Raw genomic sequence first — 18,364 nt, 5'->3', positions numbered from 1 at the left:
TTTTTGTCCGGTCCGTTCGCCGATGCTGCTCCGGCTTCGCGCGGAGGGCGCGGGAAGCGGTCGGCGCAGCGAGGATCAGGCGACCGCGAGCGCGAGCGCCCCGTCGCCCTCGTCGATCCGAACGGTCGCTCCGTCCTTCACGTCGCCGCGCAGGATCATGTCGGCGAGCGGATCCTGCAGATAGCGCTGCACCGCCCGCTTCAGGGGGCGCGCGCCATAGACGGGATCATAGCCCACCCGGCCCAGCCAGGCGCGCGCGGCGTCCGTCAGGTCGAGCTGGATCTTGCGATCCCTGAGCAGCTTTGCGACGCGGCCGACCTGGATGTCGACGATCGGTGCCATGTGCTCCGCGCCCAGCCGGTGGAACAGGATGATCTCGTCCAGCCGGTTGAGGAACTCGGGGCGGAAATGCGCCCGGACGACTTCCATCACCTGCGGCTCGACGCTCTCGACCGGCTGTCCCTCGCCCAGATTGGTGAGGAACTGGCTGCCCAGGTTCGACGTGAGGATGACGATCGTGTTCGAGAAGTCGACCGTGCGGCCCTGGCCGTCGGTCAGGCGGCCGTCGTCGAGCACCTGGAGGAGCACGTTGAACACGTCGCCATGCGCCTTCTCGACTTCGTCGAACAGCACGACCTGATAAGGTCGTCGCCGCACCGCCTCGGTCAGCACGCCGCCTTCCTCATAGCCGACATAGCCGGGAGGGGCGCCGATCAGCCGCGCGACCGCGTGCTTCTCCATGAACTCGCTCATGTCGATGCGCACCATCGCGTTCGGGTCGTCGAACAGGAACTCGGCGAGCGCCTTGGTCAGCTCGGTCTTGCCGACGCCGGTCGGCCCGAGGAAGAGGAACGAGCCGAGCGGCCGGTTCGGGTCCTGCAGCCCGGCGCGCGAGCGGCGGACCGCGGTCGACACGGCCTTCACCGCGTCGGCCTGGCCGATCACCCGCTTGCCGAGCACGTCCTCCATGGCGAGGAGCTTTTCGCGTTCGCCCTCGAGCATCTTGTCGACCGGTATGCCCGTCCAGCGCGCGACCACGGCGGCGATATCCTCGCTGGTCACTTCCTCGCGCAGCATCGCGCCCTTGCTCGCGCCCTGCGCCTCTTCGAGCTGCTTGGCGAGCGACGGGATCGTGCCATAGCTGAGCTCGCTCATGCGGGCGAGATCGCCGGCGCGCTGCGCCTGCTCCAGCTCGATCTTGGCGGCCTCGAGCTGTTCCTTCAGCTTCGATTCGCCGGCGATCTTGTCCTTTTCGGCCTGCCAGCGCGACGTCAGGCCCGCCGATTGCTGCTCGAGATTGGCCAGCTCCGCCTCGAGATTGGCCAGCCGGTCGCGCGACGCTGCGTCGGTCTCCTTCTTCAGCGCCTCGCGCTCGATCTTGAGCTGGATGATGCGGCGATCGAGAGTCTCGATCTCCTCGGGCTTGGACTCCACTTCCATGCGGATGCGGCTGGCGGCCTCGTCCATCAGGTCGATCGCCTTGTCGGGCAGGAAGCGATCGGTGATGTAGCGGTTGGAGAGCGTCGCGGCGCTCACGATCGCGGCATCGGTGATGCGCACGCCGTGGTGCAGCTCGTACTTCTCCTTGAGGCCGCGCAGGATCGAGATCGTGTCCTCGACCGTCGGCTCGCCGACGAACACCGGCTGGAAGCGCCGCTGGAGCGCGGGGTCCTTCTCGACATATTTGCGATACTCGTCGAGCGTGGTGGCGCCGATGCAATGCAGCTCGCCGCGGGCGAGCGCGGGCTTGAGCAGGTTGCCCGCGTCCATCGCGCCCTCGGTCTTCCCGGCGCCGATCAGCTGGTGCATCTCGTCGATGAACAGGATGATGTCGCCTTCGCCGGCCTTCACTTCGTCGAGCACGCCCTTCAGGCGTTCCTCGAACTCGCCGCGATATTTCGCGCCCGCGATCAGGCTGCCCATGTCGAGCGACATGAGCGTGCGGTTCTTGAGATTGTCGGGCACGTCGCCATTGGCGATGCGCAGTGCCAGTCCCTCGGCGATCGCGGTCTTGCCGACGCCGGGTTCGCCGATCAGCACCGGATTGTTCTTGGTGCGCCGGGCGAGGATCTGGATGGTGCGGCGGATCTCTTCGTCGCGGCCGATCACCGGGTCGAGCTTGCCGTCCTTCGCCGCCTGGGTGAGGTCGCGCGCGAACTTCTTGAGCGCGTCATAGCGGTCTTCCGCCCCCGCGGTATCGGCGGTGCGGCCGCCGCGCAGCTGGTTGATCGCGGCGTTGAGCGCCTCCGGCTTCACGCCCGCGGCCTGGAGCGCCTTGCCCGCCGCGGTGTTGAGCGACAGGGCGAGCGCCACGAGCAGCCGCTCGACGGTGACGAAGCTGTCGCCGGCGCGCTGGGCGATCTGCTCGGCCTGGTCGAGCACCCGCACGGCATCATTGTCGAGCCCGGGCGTCTGTTGCGCACCGCCGCCCGAGACCGCGGGAATCTTCGAAAGCGCCAGGTCGGTCTCGCTCAGCGCGCGCCTGGCGTCGCCGCCCGCCGCCTGGATCAGGCCGCTTGCCATGCCCTGCTCGTCCTCGAGCAGCGCCTTCAGGATATGCTCCGGCGCGATCCGTTGGTGATTCATCCGGATCGCGACGGTCTGCGCCGACTGGAGAAAGCCCTTGGCGCGGTCGGTGAATTTCTCGAGGTTCATGCTGGCCCCTTGTTTCGGTCAGCCCGGATGTAGTGTTGCCATTGTGCAACACAAGGGCTGGCGCGCCGGGTGCAGATGCTAGTCCGCCTCGCGCTCTTCGGTATTTGCCTGCGCGACATAATCCCAGATTATGAGCCCGGCTTCGACCAGGTCGTCCGCATAGACCCTGCCGAGCGAACGGAGTTCGAAGATCGGCCGGGTCCGGTTTGGCTTGGTCCCCTTCGAATAGCCGAGCGCGGCGGTGCCGAGCCCGCCGAGCGCCAGCAGGCCGCCCGCGAGCCCGCCGCTGGCCAGCGTGGCCGCGATGCCTGCTACCATGCCGGCCACCCCCAGCGTGATCGCGGCATAGCCGCCGCCACTGATCGAATAGCTGCTGGCATCCAGCTTGGTCCCGTAGCTGCCGAGCGATTCCAGCTCGTCCGCGGCGTCCTGGTTGCCGTGCCGGGCCTGATAGTCCGCCCCGGTGAGCCGATCCTCGTCATTGGCGAGCCCGGAGAACCAGTCGCGCCGGGAGAGATGCTCCGAGAGGTGGCGGGTCTTGGCGTTCGGCTTGCTGAACGCGCGTTCCGGAAATACCGGCGCGCCCTCTTCTTCGTCCTGTTCGCCAATCACCGTGCGGGTGATCGCGAGCAGGACATTGGTCCAGGCAATGCGATTGTTCTGGATCGCCCGCAATTGATCGGGGGGCAGTTGGCGGAGGATCGTGGTGAAGTTGCTGCGCGCCATCAAGGGGCCGGCGGCGCTCTTCGGATAGAGGAGGCCGCCCTGGGCGGCCGCGACGGGCACGTTGACGATCATCCCGATCACCGCGCAGAGATTGTCGATATTGACATGCCCCGCCAGGTGCAGCGCCGTACGGATCCGGGCCTTGTGCGCTTCCACCGCTTCCGAGATGCCCCGATCGGCCGTGCCGCCTTCGGCGAGCGCGTCCCGCACGGTGACATTGGCATTCTCCGGCACCAGGGCATTGATTCGCCTGAGTGCCTCGCCCGAGCGCATCCGGCGTAGGCCGTCCAGCGACAGTCCGACGCTGGCCTGGACCTGCGCCACGCAGCTTGGCGCCGTCGGCCTGATGTCGATGCCCGGAGGTGCGCCCGCATAGCGGCGCGGATAGCTGTTCTGAACCGCGTTCCACTGCGCGGCGATCGCCGTCAGGATCTTCTGCGCCTCCTTGCGCCCGCCGGGCGTGACGTCGTCGATCGGCTTGGTGCGGAATTCGAGGTCGAAGACGCTGCCCGGATCCCGCGGGGCACGTTCCTCCTTGGCTTCGCCGTCCTCCTCCTCCGCATGATGGTCGGGGGGCAAGGGGACCTCGTCGACCGAGGCATCCCAGCCGGGCCCCGTCCACAGGACCTGGCCCTTGACGGGCGGAGCGTCGGTGGTCGAGGTGACGCGGATATCGCCGACCTCCACCTCATAACCGATCGCGCGCTGGACGACCGGTGGCCCGGCGATGCGCTGGACCGGCGCGAGGCCGCCCGGCGCCAGGCCGGATCCAGGCGGTCCCGGCCGTGCGGCCCGCGCGCCCATGGTGTCGGCTTCGCGCTCGAGCCCGGCATCGTCGTTGATCGCGGTGCCGCCGAGCTGCATCGTCGGGCGCACACGGCCCTGCTTCTGCTGGACGACGTGCCAGGCCTCATGCGCCAGGTGGCGTTCCTGGCCGGGGCCGAGATGGATCTCGCTGCCCTGGGTGTGGGCGAGCGCCTGGAACCGGGCCGGCCGGGCCGAGTTGCGGTGGACGCGCACATCGTCGAGCGCGATGCCCGAGAGCGATTCCATGCCGCTCTTCAGCCGGTCGGGCAGGCCGGTGCGGTTGGGCCCGGCGGCGGTGCGCGCCACGCCAAGGGCACGCGATGCGGCATAGTCGGCGATCGTTTCCCGCGGTGCCGCGATGTTCGCGGCGGCGCCGGGACGCCCCGGCATCGCGGCACGCTGCCCTATGGCCGGGCTGGTGCTGCCCGCCCGGCCGCCCTGCCCGCGCGTCGTGCCCATGGGCCTATGCTGGAATGGGGCTTGCATCGGCCTCCCTCGGCGGCCCCCGGTGCCGCGGGCTTCCGCCGCGGGGGAGCGATCTAGGACATGTCGGTATCGTCATCATCGAGCTCGGGGAACAGTTTGGGCAGCGGTGAACTGGTCCAGCTGCTGGTACTGGTCCAGCTGCTGGTGAAGCCGCTGAAGGGCGACGTGCCGTGCGACGACGTGGGGAAGCCGCCGGTACCGAAGCCCGGCGAGACGGGCGGCTTCGACGGTACGAGCGGGCTGGAGGTGGTCCCCGGGCCGAAGAAGGAGGCGCCGAACCCGCTCGAACCGGGGGGCGATCCCGAGCCGGCGCCCGTTCCGCCATGCTGCGGCGCCTGGGGCTGCGCCTGCGGCTGGGCTTGCGCCGGCGCGCGCGACAGGAGCTGGCGCAGCGCAGTGAATACGCCGGTATAGTCGGCGGGCGCGCGCAGGGAATCGAGATACTGGACGGCGAGCCCGTGCTGGGTGCGCGTCACCCGCACCGTGATCCAATGGAGCTGCTTGGTCGCGGCGTTCACATGGCCCTGTATGTTCAGGATCAGCGTCAGCGAAGGGATCGTGCCCAGCATGAAGGCGCGTACCGGCTGCAGCGAGGCCACTTCGCCCTGGCCGATCTGCATGTGCGCCAGCCATGCCAGGTCGTTCTGGTTGATATGGTCGACCACCGCTCCCACCTGGCCGATATTGCCCATGACCGGGATGTCGGTCGCGCCCGCCGTCGCCAGCATCTGCCGGATCGCGTTCTCGTCGATATTGTTCGCGAAATTGCCGAGCGCGTTGAGCCCGGCGTGATTGGCCACATCGGCCTGGACGGCCTGGGCGGTCGGGTCCCGGCCGACGATCGCCAGGGCATTGCGCGCGGCCATCTGTCCGCATTCGGCGAACACTTGCTCGAGTGCCGCCAGCCTTTGCCCGGCAGCGCCATGCGGGTCCTCCGGATTGGTGTGGAAAATGAGGTCGCGGCGAAGGACCGGGGCAGCCTGGCGATAGGTGTGGTTGAGCGCGCCGAGCAGCTGATTCAGATGCAGTAGCGCCGCGGGGGAGAGCAGGTTGGCGTTCGTCGCCACATTGCGCGCATATTGCACCTGGGCGGCAAAGAGGCCGCGATTGCCGTCGTCCTGGTCGCCTTGCGGCTGCAGCAGGCGCAACAGGTCGTCCGCCACGCCGACCACGTTCGCCTGCAGGTTGAGCATATGCTGCGACGGCTGCGGCACCGGTATGCCGAAGATCGGCAACTGCGTGGGCGGTGCCGTGGTCGTCACGGGCAGCGGCCCGGTGGACTGCGTCGTGCTCGATTGCGGGACGGTCGATTGCGGAACGCTGGACGGCGGCGCTTTCGGCACGATCGGGCCGAGCGCGCGCAGCCGCTTGCGCTGCTCCTTCGATCCGCCCTTGCGTGCCGGCAGGAAGGTGGAGCCGGTCTTGCTGCCGAACGACTTGTGGAAGCTGGTCTCGCCGCGCTCGCGCTTGCGCAGCTCCTCCAGGAAGTCGTCCTGGGTGCGCTGCGAATGATGCTCGGTGCGCATCGGATCGGATATCAGCCCGACCGAGAGGAGCCCGCCCAGGCCCGCCCGGCCTTCGCTGGTCAGGTCGCCGAATTTGACGGTCGGGTCGCTCTCCAGGAAGGTCAGGACGTTCTTGGCGCGTGCCCGTTTGACCGTTTCGGTCTCATTGTCGGAAAGCTCGTCGACGAAGTCGGAATAGTCCTTGTCGACCTTCTTGTGGCCCTTGCCATAGTCCTTGGCGCGATAGCCCACCATGCCCTGCGCTCGCTTGGTGGTCTCCTGGGGCGTGTCGAACGCTTCGCCGCCGCGCGAGATTGTCTTGCTGCCGAACGGATAATGGACCCGCACGGTGCGCGGCTGGCTCTGGAAGCTTTCCCGGATCAGGCCGATCGCGCCCAGGCCGCTGATGCCCTGGCTCGTCGCGATCTGCTGGACGTTGAACTCGGTCTGGGTCGTCGGAAGGGCCGTGCCCTGGGTCGTGCTGCTGGAAGGGATGCTCGGGGTGCTGGACGGCGGCGCACCGGTGTGGCCGGGCACGACAGGCGTGGAACCGGGAAGCGAGGAACCGGGCGGCGTGGCGCTGGGCAGGCCGGGAGTGAGCGTGCTCCCCGGACCCGTCGTGCTCGAGGACGGCGCGCCGACCCGGGCATGGATGTTGCCCTGACCGCGCACCGTGCCGCAGCTGAAGGTGAACCAGCCATGGACGCCGATCGCCAGGAGCACGCCATTCTGCCGGACGCCGGCATTGGTCGTCACGTCGAAGGTCTGGCCGATATCGGTGGCATCGACTCTGATGCACTGGGCCGCGGGCGATGCCGGCGCGAAGGCCGGTGCGGCCGGCCCCGCGCCCCCATGCAGCAGCGGTGCGCGCGTCGCCCGGGCGCCCATAGCATCGGCTTCGTCCTCCAGCGCGATGTCCGCGTTGACCGGGACGCCGCCGGCCCGCTGCGTCGCGCGTACCCGGCCTTGTTTCTGCTGGACGACGTGCCATGCCTCGTGCGGCAGATGGCCTTCCTTGCCCGGCGCCAGATGGATGTCGCTCCCCTGCGCAAATGCATGCGCCTGAAGCTGCGCGGGCCGGGCGGAGTTGCGATGCACGCGGACATCGTCGAGCGCGATGCCGGAAAGCGTCTCGATGCCCGTCTTCAGTCCATCGGGCAGGCCGGTGCGGTTGGCCGCCACTGCGGCGCGTGCCAGGCCGGAGGCGCGCGAGCGGGCATAATCGGCGATCGTCTCGCGCCCGGGCGCCAGGTGCGCGGGTGCGGCGCGCTGCGCTACGGGCTGGGCATCCGTTGCGGGCGGGCGCGCCTGCGGGGCCTGCGCGGGTCGGCCGGGCCTGGGTTGCAGGCGAGCATGCATCCGCCTTCCTCTTCACCGTCTTGCCGCGACTATGACCCAGGCAGCCGCAAAGAGGAACGGCGATTAGCTTCGTTATGGCGGTTGCCGCTACGGTTTCCGTAATGTGTCCAGAAGCTGTAACTTCACGGTCGCGCAACTGACATCGCAGCTACGCGATGTTGCAACGCACAAATTCTAGCTCCCCGACTGCCGGGCACCGTGCCCGCGCCGAAAACAAACCCTTGGGGGGAACCCGCCATGCGCAAGCTTTCCATTCTGCTCGCCGGCACTTCGATGCTGCTTTCCGGTGCCGCCTTCGCGCAGGACGCGCCGGCCGGGCCGGTGCCCGCCGCCGACGACGGCGCGGACCAGAACCATATCGTCGTGATCGGCCGCGGCGAGACCCGCCAGGTCCAGCAGCTCTCCAGCAGCGACATCGCCGAACTCGCCGCCGGCACCAGCCCGCTGAAGGCGATCGAGAAGCTGCCCAGCGTCAACTTCCAGTCCGCCGATCCCTTCGGCGCCTATGAATGGGCGACGCGCGTCTCGATCCGCAGCTTCAACCAGAACCAGCTCGGCTTCACGCTCGACGGCATTCCCCTGGGCGACGCCAGCTACGGCAATGTCAACGGCCTCCACATCAGCCGTGCGATCACCAGCGAGAATGTCGGCGTGGTCCGGGTGTCGCAGGGCGCTGGCTCGCTCGGCACCCAGGCGACCAATAATCTGGGCGGCACGCTGGAATTCTTCTCGCGCGATCCGTCGGACCAGTTCGGCATCCATGCCGAGGGCACCTATGGCAGCGCGAACACCAAGCGCCTCTTCGGCCGGATCGAGAGCGGCGATATCGGCGGCGGCGTGAAGGCCTATGCCTCCTATGTCTATTCGGACATGGACAAGTGGAAGGGCTGGGGCGCGCAGCGCACCAACCAGGCGAACGGCAAGATCGTCGCTCCGCTGGCCGATGACGTGCGCCTGGTCGGCACCCTCAGCTATTCGGATCGCCGCGAGAACGACTATCAGGACCTGTCGCTCGGCATGATCAAGCGTCTCGGCTACCGGTGGGACAATATCTCGAACGACTATGCGCTCGCGGTTCGCATCGCCGATATCGCGAACAATCGCGGCGATACCGGTGCCCCGGTGTCGAACGCGGCGGCGGGAACGGTCTATCCGGCGCCCTTCGCGACGGTGGACGATGCCTATTTCGACGCGGCGGGCCTGCGCCGCGACTGGCTGGGCTCGCTTGGCGTCGAGGGCGAGAGCGGCGGCCTGCGCTTCGCGCTCAAGGGCTATTACCACAATAATCACGGCCAGGGCCTGTGGTTCACGCCCTATGTGCCCAGCCCGGGCGGCACCTCGCCCATCTCGATCCGCACCACCGAGTACGACATCAATCGCAAGGGCGTGTTCGGCCATACCGGCGGAAAGCTGGGCGAGCACAACGACGTGACCATCGGCTTCTGGTACGAGCGCAACGATTTCCAGCAGGCCCGCCGCTTCTATGCCCTGTCGAGCCGCACCGCGCCGTCGCGCCGCAGCCGCGATTTCCAGTCGAACCCGTTCTTCACCCAATGGGACTATGACTACACGACGGACACCTTCCAATATTATGTCCAGGACAAGCTGACCTTCGGCGACCTGACGCTGAACCTGGGCTGGAAGGGCTTCAAGGTGAAGAACGCGGCCGATCCGAACGTTGCCGGCACGCTGGCGCGCGGCAAGATCGACGTGACCGACTGGTTCCAGCCGACCGCGGGCTTCAACTATCGCCTCGGCGCCGGTGCCGAGCTGTTCGGCGGCTTCACCCAGGTGACCCGTGCCTTCGTCGCCTCGGCCACCAGTGGCCCGTTCGCGACCACCCAGGCCGGCTTCAACGCGCTGCTCTCGGGCTCGACCAGGCTCAAGCCCGAGCAGTCGGACACCTGGGAGCTGGGCGGCCGCCTGCGCTCGGGGCCGTTCACCGGCTCGCTCGCCGGCTATTATGTCAACTTCCGCAACCGGTTGCTCGGCGTCACCACCGGCGCCGGCATCGTCGGCAATCCGGTGACGCTGCAGAATGTCGGCGACGTCCGCGCCATCGGCTTCGAAGCGACCGGCGATCTCCGCCTGGGCAGCGGCTTCGGCGCATTCGTCTCGTACAGCTATAATGACTCGACCTATCGCGACGATGTGCGCAATGCGGCCGGCACGCTGCTCGCGGCGACCAAAGGCAAGACCGTGGTCGATGCCCCCAAGCACCTGCTCAAGGGCGAACTGACCTACGATCTTGCCGGCTTCAACGCCCGTATCGGCGCCAACTATATGAGCCGGCGCTATTTCACCTACACCAACGACCAGTCGATCGCCGGCCGCGTGCTGGTCGACGCCACGCTCGGCTACAAGTTCGACCTAGGCGGCCGCAGCCTGGAGATCCAGGCCAACGCGACCAACCTGTTCGACAAGAAATATGTCTCGACGATCGGCACGAACGGCTACGGCAATTCGGGCGACAACCAGACGCTGATGGTCGGTGCGCCGCAGCAGTTCTTCGTGACGCTGAAGGCGGGGTTCTGAGCCTCTCCTCCCCACGGACAGCAAAGGGGGAGGGCAGCGGGAAGGGCCGGGGCGCAAGCTCCGGCCTTTTCCGTGCGGCGCGGCGCGGCTGGGCCGCGCGCGCCTATAGCTCGGGCACGTAATGCCCCTGGTCGTCATCCGCGAACAAGGCGACATAGACTTGCTTGTCGCCGTCGCCGATGTCGATGTAGCTTTGAAATTTGAGCGTCTTCAGGTCGTAGGTGACGAGCCGCACCCAGATCGTCTCATCGACCTCTTCGTTGAGCGCGTCGACGAACGCCGCGATGTCGCGCGCATCGACGGCCACATCCACGGTCAGGCCCGCTTCGCTGGCGGCGTCGGAGAGCTGCTTCTCGGTGAAGCCATAGTGCCGCATCGTGTCCCAGAAGCACTCCCCACCGTCGCGAATGCCGACCGTGTTCGGATTGAATCTGTGGCCGAAATACTTCACCGTATCTTCCTGCGCGACCGCTTTCCGGTCTCTCGGCTTTTTCGTGGGCCGCCGTTCGTCGCTGCTGCTGCTACTGCTACTGCTGCTGCTGTCGTCCTCGATCGATATTTTCGACTTTGACGAGCTGCTGGTCCGTTTCTTCGATTCTGCCTTGGATTTGCGCGAGTAGCGGCGTTCGCGGGGTGAAATGGAAGAGAAGGTATAGGGCGTGCCGCCCTCTTTCGGCTTCTGGTCTTCGTCTTCCTCATCCGATGAATGGAACAGGTCGCCGCGCGTCTGCAGATAGGTCTCATATTCGAGCTGGCTCTTGTACTTGGCCTTCGAATCGAGCGTGTTCGATCCCAATATGCCGTGCCTGTCCTCGCCGCGGTTCGTGGATTTGGGGCCGTTATAGGTCGTGTACGGATTGAGCTGGAGCAGCTTGCGGGCGACCAGGTGGAAGCGCGAGCCGATGCCGTGATCGACATCGCTCTTCAGCAGCAGGACGAACTCGTCGTAGAGGCTGCGATAATCGAGCCCGTAGCGCTTGAGCACATCGCTGTCGTCACCCAGGCCATATTCCGACTGCATCAGGGAAATGGCCCGCTCGGGCGTCTCGACCTGATCGAGGAGCTCGAGATGCTGGCCCTTGGCCAGCCGATGCTGCAGCCTCTCTTCGAAGGCGATGAACGACAGCGAATGCGGCCCCTGATCCTGGTGGCGTACCTTGGCGGTAGGCAAGGTGTTGGCGTGGCCATAGGGCGTGGGAACCCGGCGGTCCCGGTTCTGGCTCGTCGTGATCGCCTTGGCGAGCACGCCGGAGTTGCCCGCCAGCTTTTCGTCGAATTTCTGGGCTTCTTTCCGCGACGCGAAAGTGGTCAGCCGCTTGCCTCTTGGTACCACTTCCAGATCGGAATAATAGACGAAGTCGCCCTCGTCATTCTGGATGTGGAGAACCGAGCGCTGGACGACGGGGGTCGCGATTCCGGCCCGTTGCACCGGGGCCGTCGATCCGGCCGGCCCGCCGCCCGTTCGCTCGGCGCGCTGGCCCATCCGGTCGGCCTCGTGCTCAAGCCCGGCATCGTCGTTGATCGATGTGCCGTTCAGATCGAAACTGGGGCGCACGCGGCCCTGCTTCTGCTGCACCACGTGCCAGGCCTCGTGCGGCAAGTGGCGTTCCTGCCCGGGGGCAAGATGGATCTCGCTGCCCTGGGTATAGGCCTCGGCCTGGACGGTGGCGGGCCGGCTCGATCCGCGATGCACGCGGACATCGTCCATCGACAGGCCCGACAGCGTTTCGATGCCGCTCTTCAGCCCGTTGGGCAGGCCGGTGCGATTGGGCGCGGTAAGGCCGACCGAGGCGGGGAGCGCATGATAGGGCGCCGGTGCCGCAGCGCGTTGCACCGGCGCAGGCCCGGCAGGCCCGGCGGGCCCGGTCGCGGCCGGGCGATCGGCAATCGGCTTGCGCTTGGCGGACTGGTACACGGCGGGTCGAGTCCTCGCACGGCGGGTGCCGGAGCGTGCCGTCTTTCCGCCTGGCGGAAAAGCGAAGAAAGCCCCGTTTCCGCGCCGCTCAGTTCTTCGCCGGTGCCGGCAGGGTGATCGAGATCGCCTTCGGTGCCGTGGCCGCCGGCGCGTTCGCCGGTCGCGGTGCCTTGGGCGCATCCCTGGCATAGCGTTCGCCGAAGCTGTTGCCCTGGTACCAGCGCGGCTCCTGATCGGTATCGGCGATCTCGCGCGCGATCAGATAGTTGATCTTCGCGAACCTGGCGCCGGCCTGCCAGTCGAACGGCTGGCGGATATCGTCGCTCACCTTGTGGTAGTGCGCCTTCAGGAAGTCGCGGAACGCCTTCTCGCCGCCATTCCTGAAGCCGGTGACGAGGAAGATCGACGGCACGCCGGCCTTGACGAAACTATAGTGATCCGAACGGAGGAACAGCTGCTCTTCGGGCATCGGGTCGGGCGAGAGCGCCACGCCCATCTTCGCCGCCGCGCGCGCGACGATCGGCCCGAGCGTCGAATGCTCGGCGCCGAAGGCGACCACGTCCTGGAAATCATAGAGCAGGATCGGCATGTCGAGATTGACGTCGGCCACCACCTTGCCGCTGCCCACGACCGGATAGCGCGCGAGGAATTCGGAGCCGATCAGCCCGTCCTCCTCGGCGGTGAGCGCGACGAACAGGATCGAGCGGCGCGGACGCTTGCCGCTCTGCACAAAGGCGCGCGCGGCCTCCAGCATCGTCGCCACGCCCGCGGCATTGTCCATCGCGCCGTTGTAGATCTTGTCCTCGCCCTCCAGGCCCGGATCGGTGCCCTCATGGTCGAGATGCGCGGAGAGCACGACATATTCATTGGCGAGCTTCGGATCCGATCCCGGCAGGATGCCGATCACGTTCTCGCTCTTCTTCACCGAGACGATGCTGGTCCGCTGCAGCGTGAGCCGCGGCTTGAGCGCGAAGCTGCCCGGCGCGGCGCCCGGGGCGGCGAGCATGGCATAGAGCTGGTCGGCGCGCATCGGCGCGTCCTTGAACAATGCATCGGCGGCGGCGCCCTTCACATAGGCGCCGATCCTGAGCCCGGGGTTCTCGCCCCTGGGGAAGCCGTCCGGGCTCAGCCAGTTGGTCTGCGGGCCCTGGAAATAGGTGACGGCCTGGGCCCAGGGAAAGGCGTCCTTCAGATTGTCCGGCGTGACGAGGTAGATCAGGCCGAGCGCGCCGTGCCTGCCGGCGATGGCGGCCTTGTCGATCTTGCCGGGTTCGGTGCCCGGCGGATTGCCGAGCAGCGCGACGACGAACTTGCCGGTGGCGTCGACCCCGGCATAGTCGGCCTCCCTGCCATGGCCGACGAACACCGCGTCGGCGGTTAGGGTCTGGGTCTCGTTGCCATAGAGCGGGCTCGGGCCGAACAGCACGTCCTGGCCGCTCGCGAACCGCTTCGCGCCGACCGCGATCGAGGCGGGCTTCCCGGCGTCGAGCACATAGTCGGCGATGTCGACCGGCTGGTACCAGCCTTGCGTCCCGCCGGGCTTGAACCCCATCGCGTCGAAACGGCTGGAGACATAGCGTGCCGCGATCTCGAACCCCTGGGTCCCATTGTCGCGCCCGCCGAGCAGATCGTCGGCGAGGAACTCGACATGCGCGCGCACCTCGTCGGGGCTGAACACCGGTTCCCCGGTCCCCGCCTGCGCCCAGGCCGCCGCCGGTGCCAGGGCGAGCGCCAGCGCGATGAGAAACGATTTGCGGTGCACGGATTTCTCCCCGGAATGGCGCAGTTTTCCGCAGGCTAGAGCAAATGAATGCAGGCGCAACCGGCTTGCGGCGGGCCTGCCCGGCGCTATGCTCGCCCCCTCTCTTGTCTCTCGGGGAAACAACTACATGAAATCCTTCCGGATGCTTTGCGGCGCGTCGATCTGTGCGCTGGCGATTGGCGCCGCCGCGCCCGTATTCGCCCAGCAGGCGCCTGTCGCCGCCGCGGCCGCCCCGGCACAGGCCAAGCCGGTTCCGGTGGCCGAGCTCGTGAAGAAGATCGACATCCCCTATGAGGGCTTCACGCTCCCGAACGGCCTGCGCGTGCTGGTCCACACCGATCGCAAGGCGCCGATCGTCGCGGTCTCGACCTGGTACGATGTCGGCTCGAAGCACGAACCCGCCGGCAAGACCGGCTTCGCGCACCTGTTCGAGCACCTGATGTTCAACGGTTCGGAAAATGCCCCGGGCGACTTCTTCGAGCCGCTCAAGCAGGTCGGCGCCACCGATTTCAACGGCACCACCAGCTTCGATCGCACCAACTATTTCGAGACCGTGCCGCGCCCGGCGCTCGATCGCGCGCTGTTCCTCGAGAGCGACCGCATGGGCTATCTGCTCGGCGCGATCACCCAGGACGTGCTCGACGAGCAGCGCGGCGTCGTCCAGAACGAGAAGCGCCAGGGCGACAACCAGCCCTATGGCCTGGTCTTTTACAAGGTGCTCGAGGAGCTGCTGGGCACCACGCCCTATGGCCACAACGTGATCGGCTCGATGGCCGATCTCGATGCCGCAAGCCTCGACGACGTCAAGAACTGGTTCCGCGCGCATTACGGCCCGAACAACGCGATCCTCGTCCTCGCCGGCGATGTCGACGTCAAGGAAGCCCGGCCGCTGGTCGAGAAATATTTCGGCGCGATCCCGGCCGGTCCGAAGAGCGTGCTGCCGAAGGTCACCGTGCCGACGCTGGCCGCGCCCAAGACGGTGACGATCAAGGACAGCGTCGCCGCCACCCTGATCCTGCGCAGCTGGGCGGTGCCCGGGCTGAACGACAAGGATGCGACGGCGCTCAACGTCTTCGCCTCGGTGCTGGGCGGCCTCGCCAGCTCGCGGCTCGACAATGAACTGGTCCGCAAGGACAAGACCGCCGTCCAGGTGTCGAGCAACGTCCAGTCGCTGGCGCAGATCGGCATCTTCATGGTCCAGGCGGTGGTGAAGCCCGGCGTCGATCCGGCGGTGGTGTCGAAGCGCCTCGACGAGGTGCTGGCCGATCTCCTCAAGAACGGGCCGACCGCGGACGAAGTGAAGCGCGTCGCCACCACCAATGTCTCCGGCCGCATCGCGGGGCTCGAATCGGTCGGCGGCTTCGGCGGCAAGGCGGTGGCGCTCGCGTCGGGCGAACTCTATTCGGGCGACCCGCTCCACTTCAGGAAGGAGCTGGAAGCGATGGCCCGGGTCACGCCGGCCGAAGTGACCGCGGCGGCGAACAAGTGGCTCAACCGGCCCGCGCTTACCGTGATGGTCGTGCCCGGCCAGCGGGAGGCCTATCAGGAAGCGACTGCCGTCGCCGCCAAGCCGGCGGAGGGCCCCAAGGCCGAGCCGGTGAAGGGCACCCGCGGCGCATTGCCCGCCGTCGCCCCGATCGGCGACCTCGTCTTCCCCAAGGTGGAGCGCACCCGGCTCTCGAACGGCATCGAACTGGCCTATGCGTATCGCAACGCCGTGCCGGTCACCCAGATCGAGATGAGCTTCGATGCCGGCGTCGCCGCCGATCCCGCGGGCAAGCTCGGCACCCAGCGCCTGACGCTCAACATGATGGACGAAGGCACGACCAGCCTCGATTCGACTGCGCTCGCCGAGGCGCGTGAGCGGCTGGGCGCGACCATCGGCTCGGGCAGCTCGGCCGATCGCACCTATCTGGGCGTCGATGCGCCGAGCCCCAACCTGGCCGGTGCGCTCGATCTGTTCGCCGATGTGGTGGAGCGGCCCGCCTTCGCGCCGGCCGAGATCGAGCGCGTGCGCGGCCAGATGCTCGCCGGCATCGCGCAGGAGCTGACCAGCCCGACGGGCCTGTCCGGCCGCATGGTGCCGCGCGTGCTCTACGGTGCGGGCAGCCCCTATGCCAAGCTGGGCGCCGGCTCGGGCGATCCGGCGGTGGTGAAGACGATCACGCGCGACGATCTGGTCGCGTGGCACAATGCCTGGATCCGCCCGGACAAGGCCAAGATCTTCGTCGTCAGCGACCGCCCGCTCGCCGAGATCAAGGCCGCGCTCGAGGCGCGCTTCGGCGGCTGGAAGAGCGAAGGGGCGGCCGGCACCAAGGCCTTCACGGCCTCGACCCAGGCGATGACGCCCAGGATCATCCTGATCGACCGGCCCAATTCGCCCCAGTCGCAGATCGTCGCGGCGCAGCTGACCGGCGTCGATCCCTTCTCGGACACGCTGGCGGTGGCGACCGCGAACCAGGCGCTCGGCTCGGGCTTCCTGTCGCGCATCAACATGGATCTGCGCGAGGCCAAGCACTGGTCCTATGGCGCGGGCGGCGGCTATTCCTTCCTGGAGCACGCCGTGCCCTATACGATCAGCGCTCCGGTCCAGGCGGACAGGACGGGCGATTCGATCAAGGCGATCCAGCAGCAGGTGCGCGACTTCCTGACCAGCAAGGGCGTGACGCCCGAGGAGCTGACGCGCGAAGTCAATGGCTCGACTCGCGAGCTGCCCGGCCGCTTCGAGACGTCGGACGCCGTGCTCAGCGCGATGCAGCAGAACGACCTGCGCCGCCGTCCGGACGACTATTTCAGCACCATCGCACAAAAATATCGCACGCTCACCGTACCCCAGCTTGACGCTGCGGCACGCGCGGCTCTCGACCCGAACAAGTTCGTTTTCGTGGTCGTCGGCGATGCCGCGAAGGTCCGGCCGCAGCTTGACAGCATCGGTCTCCCCGTCGAGGTGGTCCCCGCAGCGTCGCTGGCAAGCACCAAGCCGGCGGCCAACTAATCAGGAGAGTTCTCATGGCGAATGTGGACGGCAGCTGGAACACGGTCGTGAAGTCGCCGCTGGGCGACCAGGCGGCAGTGTTCACCGTGACGAGCAACGGCGACACCTTCACCGGCACCTTCGCCGGCGCGATGGGCAATGCCGAAGCCAAGGACGGCAAGACCGATGGCGACAAGCTGAGCTGGACGATGGACGTCTCGGTTCCCATGCCGATGACGCTCACCGGCGAGGCGACCGTGGACGGCGACAACATGACCGGCACCGTCACGGCGGGTGCGTTCGGCGCCTTCCCGCTCACCGGCACGCGCGCCTGAGCGCACGCGCCCGGCCAGGGTAACCAGGCGCCCGTCCCGCACCGCGCGGGGCGGGCGCCTTGCTGTTCGGAGAAAGCGCGGAAGCGGGGAGCGAACCGCACCCCCCCCGCTTCCGCAAGACGCGGAGCCGCCGGGCCAGGGCCCCGTGCCTTCCCGGACCGGCGCCCGTCGAGCGCACCAGAGCAGGACGCAGGCGCCGGCCGGGCCCGTTCTCTCGCAGCCGGCCGCGCAACGCTGATGCGGCCGGCAAGGAGAAATGGTGCAGGCGGGAGCGTTGCGTGCCGGCGCGGTGCCGCTATGTGCTGAACGCCAGTTCACAAAGGGGGATACATGCCGGGCGGTCTGGTCGCATTGCTGGATGACGTTGCCGCGCTCGCCAAGCTGGCGGCGGCCTCGCTGGACGACGTGGCGGGGGCCGCGGGGCGCGCCGGCACCAAGGCGGCGGGGGTGGTGATCGACGATGCCGCGGTCACGCCGCGCTATGTCGTCGGCCTCACCCCGGACCGCGAGCTGCCGATCATCTGGAAGATCACGCTCGGCTCGCTCCGCAACAAGCTGCTCTTCATCCTGCCGGTCGCGCTCGCGCTCAGCGCCTTCGCACCCTGGGCGGTGACGCCGCTGCTGATGCTCGGCGGCGCCTATCTGTGCTTCGAGGCGGTAGAGAAGATCGTCGAGGCGCTGGCCGGGCATCATGCCGAGGCGGAAGTCGCCGAGATCGACACGCCGGCCGAACTGGAGAAGCGCCAGGTCGCCGGCGCGGTGCGCACCGATTTCATCCTGTCGGCGGAGATCATGGCGATCGCGCTGGCCGAGCTGCCCGATGCGTCGCTCGGCATGCGCGCGGCGGCGCTGGCGGCGGTGGCGATCGCGATCACGGTCGGCGTCTATGGCGTGGTCGCGCTGATCGTGAAGATGGACGATATCGGGCTGCACCTGAGCAAGCGCCCCTCGGCGATCGCGCAGCGCACGGGCAGGCTGCTGGTCCAGGCGATGCCGGTCCTGCTCCAGGCGCTGTCGCATATCGGCGTGGCGGCGATGGTCTGGGTCGGCGGCGGCATCCTGTTGCACGGGCTGGAGGTGTTTGGCCTGAATGTCGTGCCGCATTTCGTGCACCACCTCGCCGAGGCGGCGGGCCACGCAGTGCCGTTCGCGGGCGGCTTCGTGGCGTGGCTGGTCGGCGCGATCGGCGCGGGGATCTGCGGGATGATCGTCGGCGCAGCGATCGTCGGAGTGCTCCACCTGGTGCCGGGGAAGAAGGGGCACTGACCCCAACGCTCCCCTCCCTGCAAGGGAGGGGCAGTCGGG

General features: G+C 67.9%; 9 protein-coding genes. 4 read left to right on the top strand and 5 right to left on the bottom strand.

From position 1 onward, the window contains the following. Window positions 1-75 precede the first annotated feature (75 nt). From clpB to CAP40_RS00420, 3 genes are all read right to left on the bottom strand, one after another. On the bottom strand, window positions 76-2,655 hold the full coding sequence (gene clpB / locus CAP40_RS00430; protein WP_086127401.1) for an ATP-dependent chaperone ClpB: 2,580 nt from the start codon (window positions 2,653-2,655) through the stop codon (window positions 76-78). A gap of 78 nt (window positions 2,656-2,733) precedes the next feature. Further along, window positions 2,734-4,647, bottom strand: a complete 1,914-nt coding sequence (locus CAP40_RS20635; RefSeq protein WP_086127400.1) for a DUF4157 domain-containing protein — start codon at window positions 4,645-4,647, stop codon at window positions 2,734-2,736. A gap of 80 nt (window positions 4,648-4,727) precedes the next feature. After that, window positions 4,728-7,538 (bottom strand): DUF4157 domain-containing protein, encoded by a 2,811-nt coding sequence (locus tag CAP40_RS00420; RefSeq protein WP_086127399.1) that lies wholly within the window; start codon window positions 7,536-7,538, stop codon window positions 4,728-4,730. A 237-nt stretch (window positions 7,539-7,775) separates the two neighbouring features. On the opposite strand from CAP40_RS00420, the gene CAP40_RS00415 reads away from it, so the two are divergent. Further along, window positions 7,776-10,073, top strand: coding sequence for a TonB-dependent receptor (locus tag CAP40_RS00415; protein WP_086127398.1), 2,298 nt, complete (start codon window positions 7,776-7,778; stop codon window positions 10,071-10,073). 103 nt (window positions 10,074-10,176) lie between these two features. On the opposite strand, the gene CAP40_RS00410 is transcribed toward CAP40_RS00415, so the two are convergent. Both CAP40_RS00410 and CAP40_RS00405 read right to left on the bottom strand, forming a co-directional pair. Beyond that, window positions 10,177-11,988, bottom strand: coding sequence for a DUF4157 domain-containing protein (locus tag CAP40_RS00410; RefSeq protein WP_218822095.1), 1,812 nt, complete (start codon window positions 11,986-11,988; stop codon window positions 10,177-10,179). An 88-nt stretch (window positions 11,989-12,076) separates the two neighbouring features. After that, window positions 12,077-13,750 carry a M20/M25/M40 family metallo-hydrolase gene (locus CAP40_RS00405; RefSeq protein ID WP_086127396.1) on the bottom strand — a complete coding sequence of 558 codons (1,674 nt, stop codon included), beginning with the start codon at window positions 13,748-13,750 and terminating at the stop codon, window positions 12,077-12,079. Window positions 13,751-13,877: 127 nt separating this feature from the next. Between CAP40_RS00405 and CAP40_RS00400 the strand changes: the two genes are divergently transcribed. The 3 genes from CAP40_RS00400 (at window position 13,878) to CAP40_RS00390 (ending at window position 18,325) form a co-directional block, all read left to right on the top strand. Beyond that, the gene (locus CAP40_RS00400) at window positions 13,878-16,745 is read left to right on the top strand and encodes a pitrilysin family protein (protein WP_086127395.1); all 2,868 of its coding nucleotides are present in this window, start codon (window positions 13,878-13,880) and stop codon (window positions 16,743-16,745) included. Window positions 16,746-16,759: 14 nt separating this feature from the next. Further along, window positions 16,760-17,059, top strand: coding sequence for a hypothetical protein (locus CAP40_RS00395; RefSeq protein ID WP_086127394.1), 300 nt, complete (start codon window positions 16,760-16,762; stop codon window positions 17,057-17,059). A 330-nt stretch (window positions 17,060-17,389) separates the two neighbouring features. Then, window positions 17,390-18,325: a DUF808 domain-containing protein gene (locus tag CAP40_RS00390; RefSeq protein WP_086127393.1), complete on the top strand. Its 936-nt coding sequence runs from the start codon at window positions 17,390-17,392 to the stop codon at window positions 18,323-18,325. The last annotated feature ends 39 nt before the right edge of the window (window positions 18,326-18,364 follow it).

Origin of the sequence: Sphingomonas sp. IBVSS2 (assembly GCF_002127225.1) — a bacterium.
In the GTDB taxonomy this organism is placed as follows: Bacteria; Pseudomonadota; Alphaproteobacteria; order Sphingomonadales; family Sphingomonadaceae; genus Sphingomonas.
The sequence above is the reverse complement of the archived record's forward strand: the minus strand, read 5'-3'. Positions and strand labels throughout refer to the sequence as shown.

What these genes read in the sequence shown, in the direction of transcription:
- clpB (WP_086127401.1), bottom strand. Translation starts at nt 2,655, where the DNA reads ATGAACCTCGAGAAATTCACCGACCGCGCCAAGGGCTTTCTCCAGTCG.
- CAP40_RS20635 (WP_086127400.1), bottom strand. Translation starts at nt 4,647, where the DNA reads ATGGGCACGACGCGCGGGCAGGGCGGCCGGGCGGGCAGCACCAGCCCG.
- CAP40_RS00420 (WP_086127399.1), bottom strand. Translation starts at nt 7,538, where the DNA reads ATGCATGCTCGCCTGCAACCCAGGCCCGGCCGACCCGCGCAGGCCCCG.
- CAP40_RS00415 (WP_086127398.1), top strand. Translation starts at nt 7,776, where the DNA reads ATGCGCAAGCTTTCCATTCTGCTCGCCGGCACTTCGATGCTGCTTTCC.
- CAP40_RS00400 (WP_086127395.1), top strand. Translation starts at nt 13,878, where the DNA reads ATGAAATCCTTCCGGATGCTTTGCGGCGCGTCGATCTGTGCGCTGGCG.
- CAP40_RS00395 (WP_086127394.1), top strand. Translation starts at nt 16,760, where the DNA reads ATGGCGAATGTGGACGGCAGCTGGAACACGGTCGTGAAGTCGCCGCTG.
- CAP40_RS00390 (WP_086127393.1), top strand. Translation starts at nt 17,390, where the DNA reads ATGCCGGGCGGTCTGGTCGCATTGCTGGATGACGTTGCCGCGCTCGCC.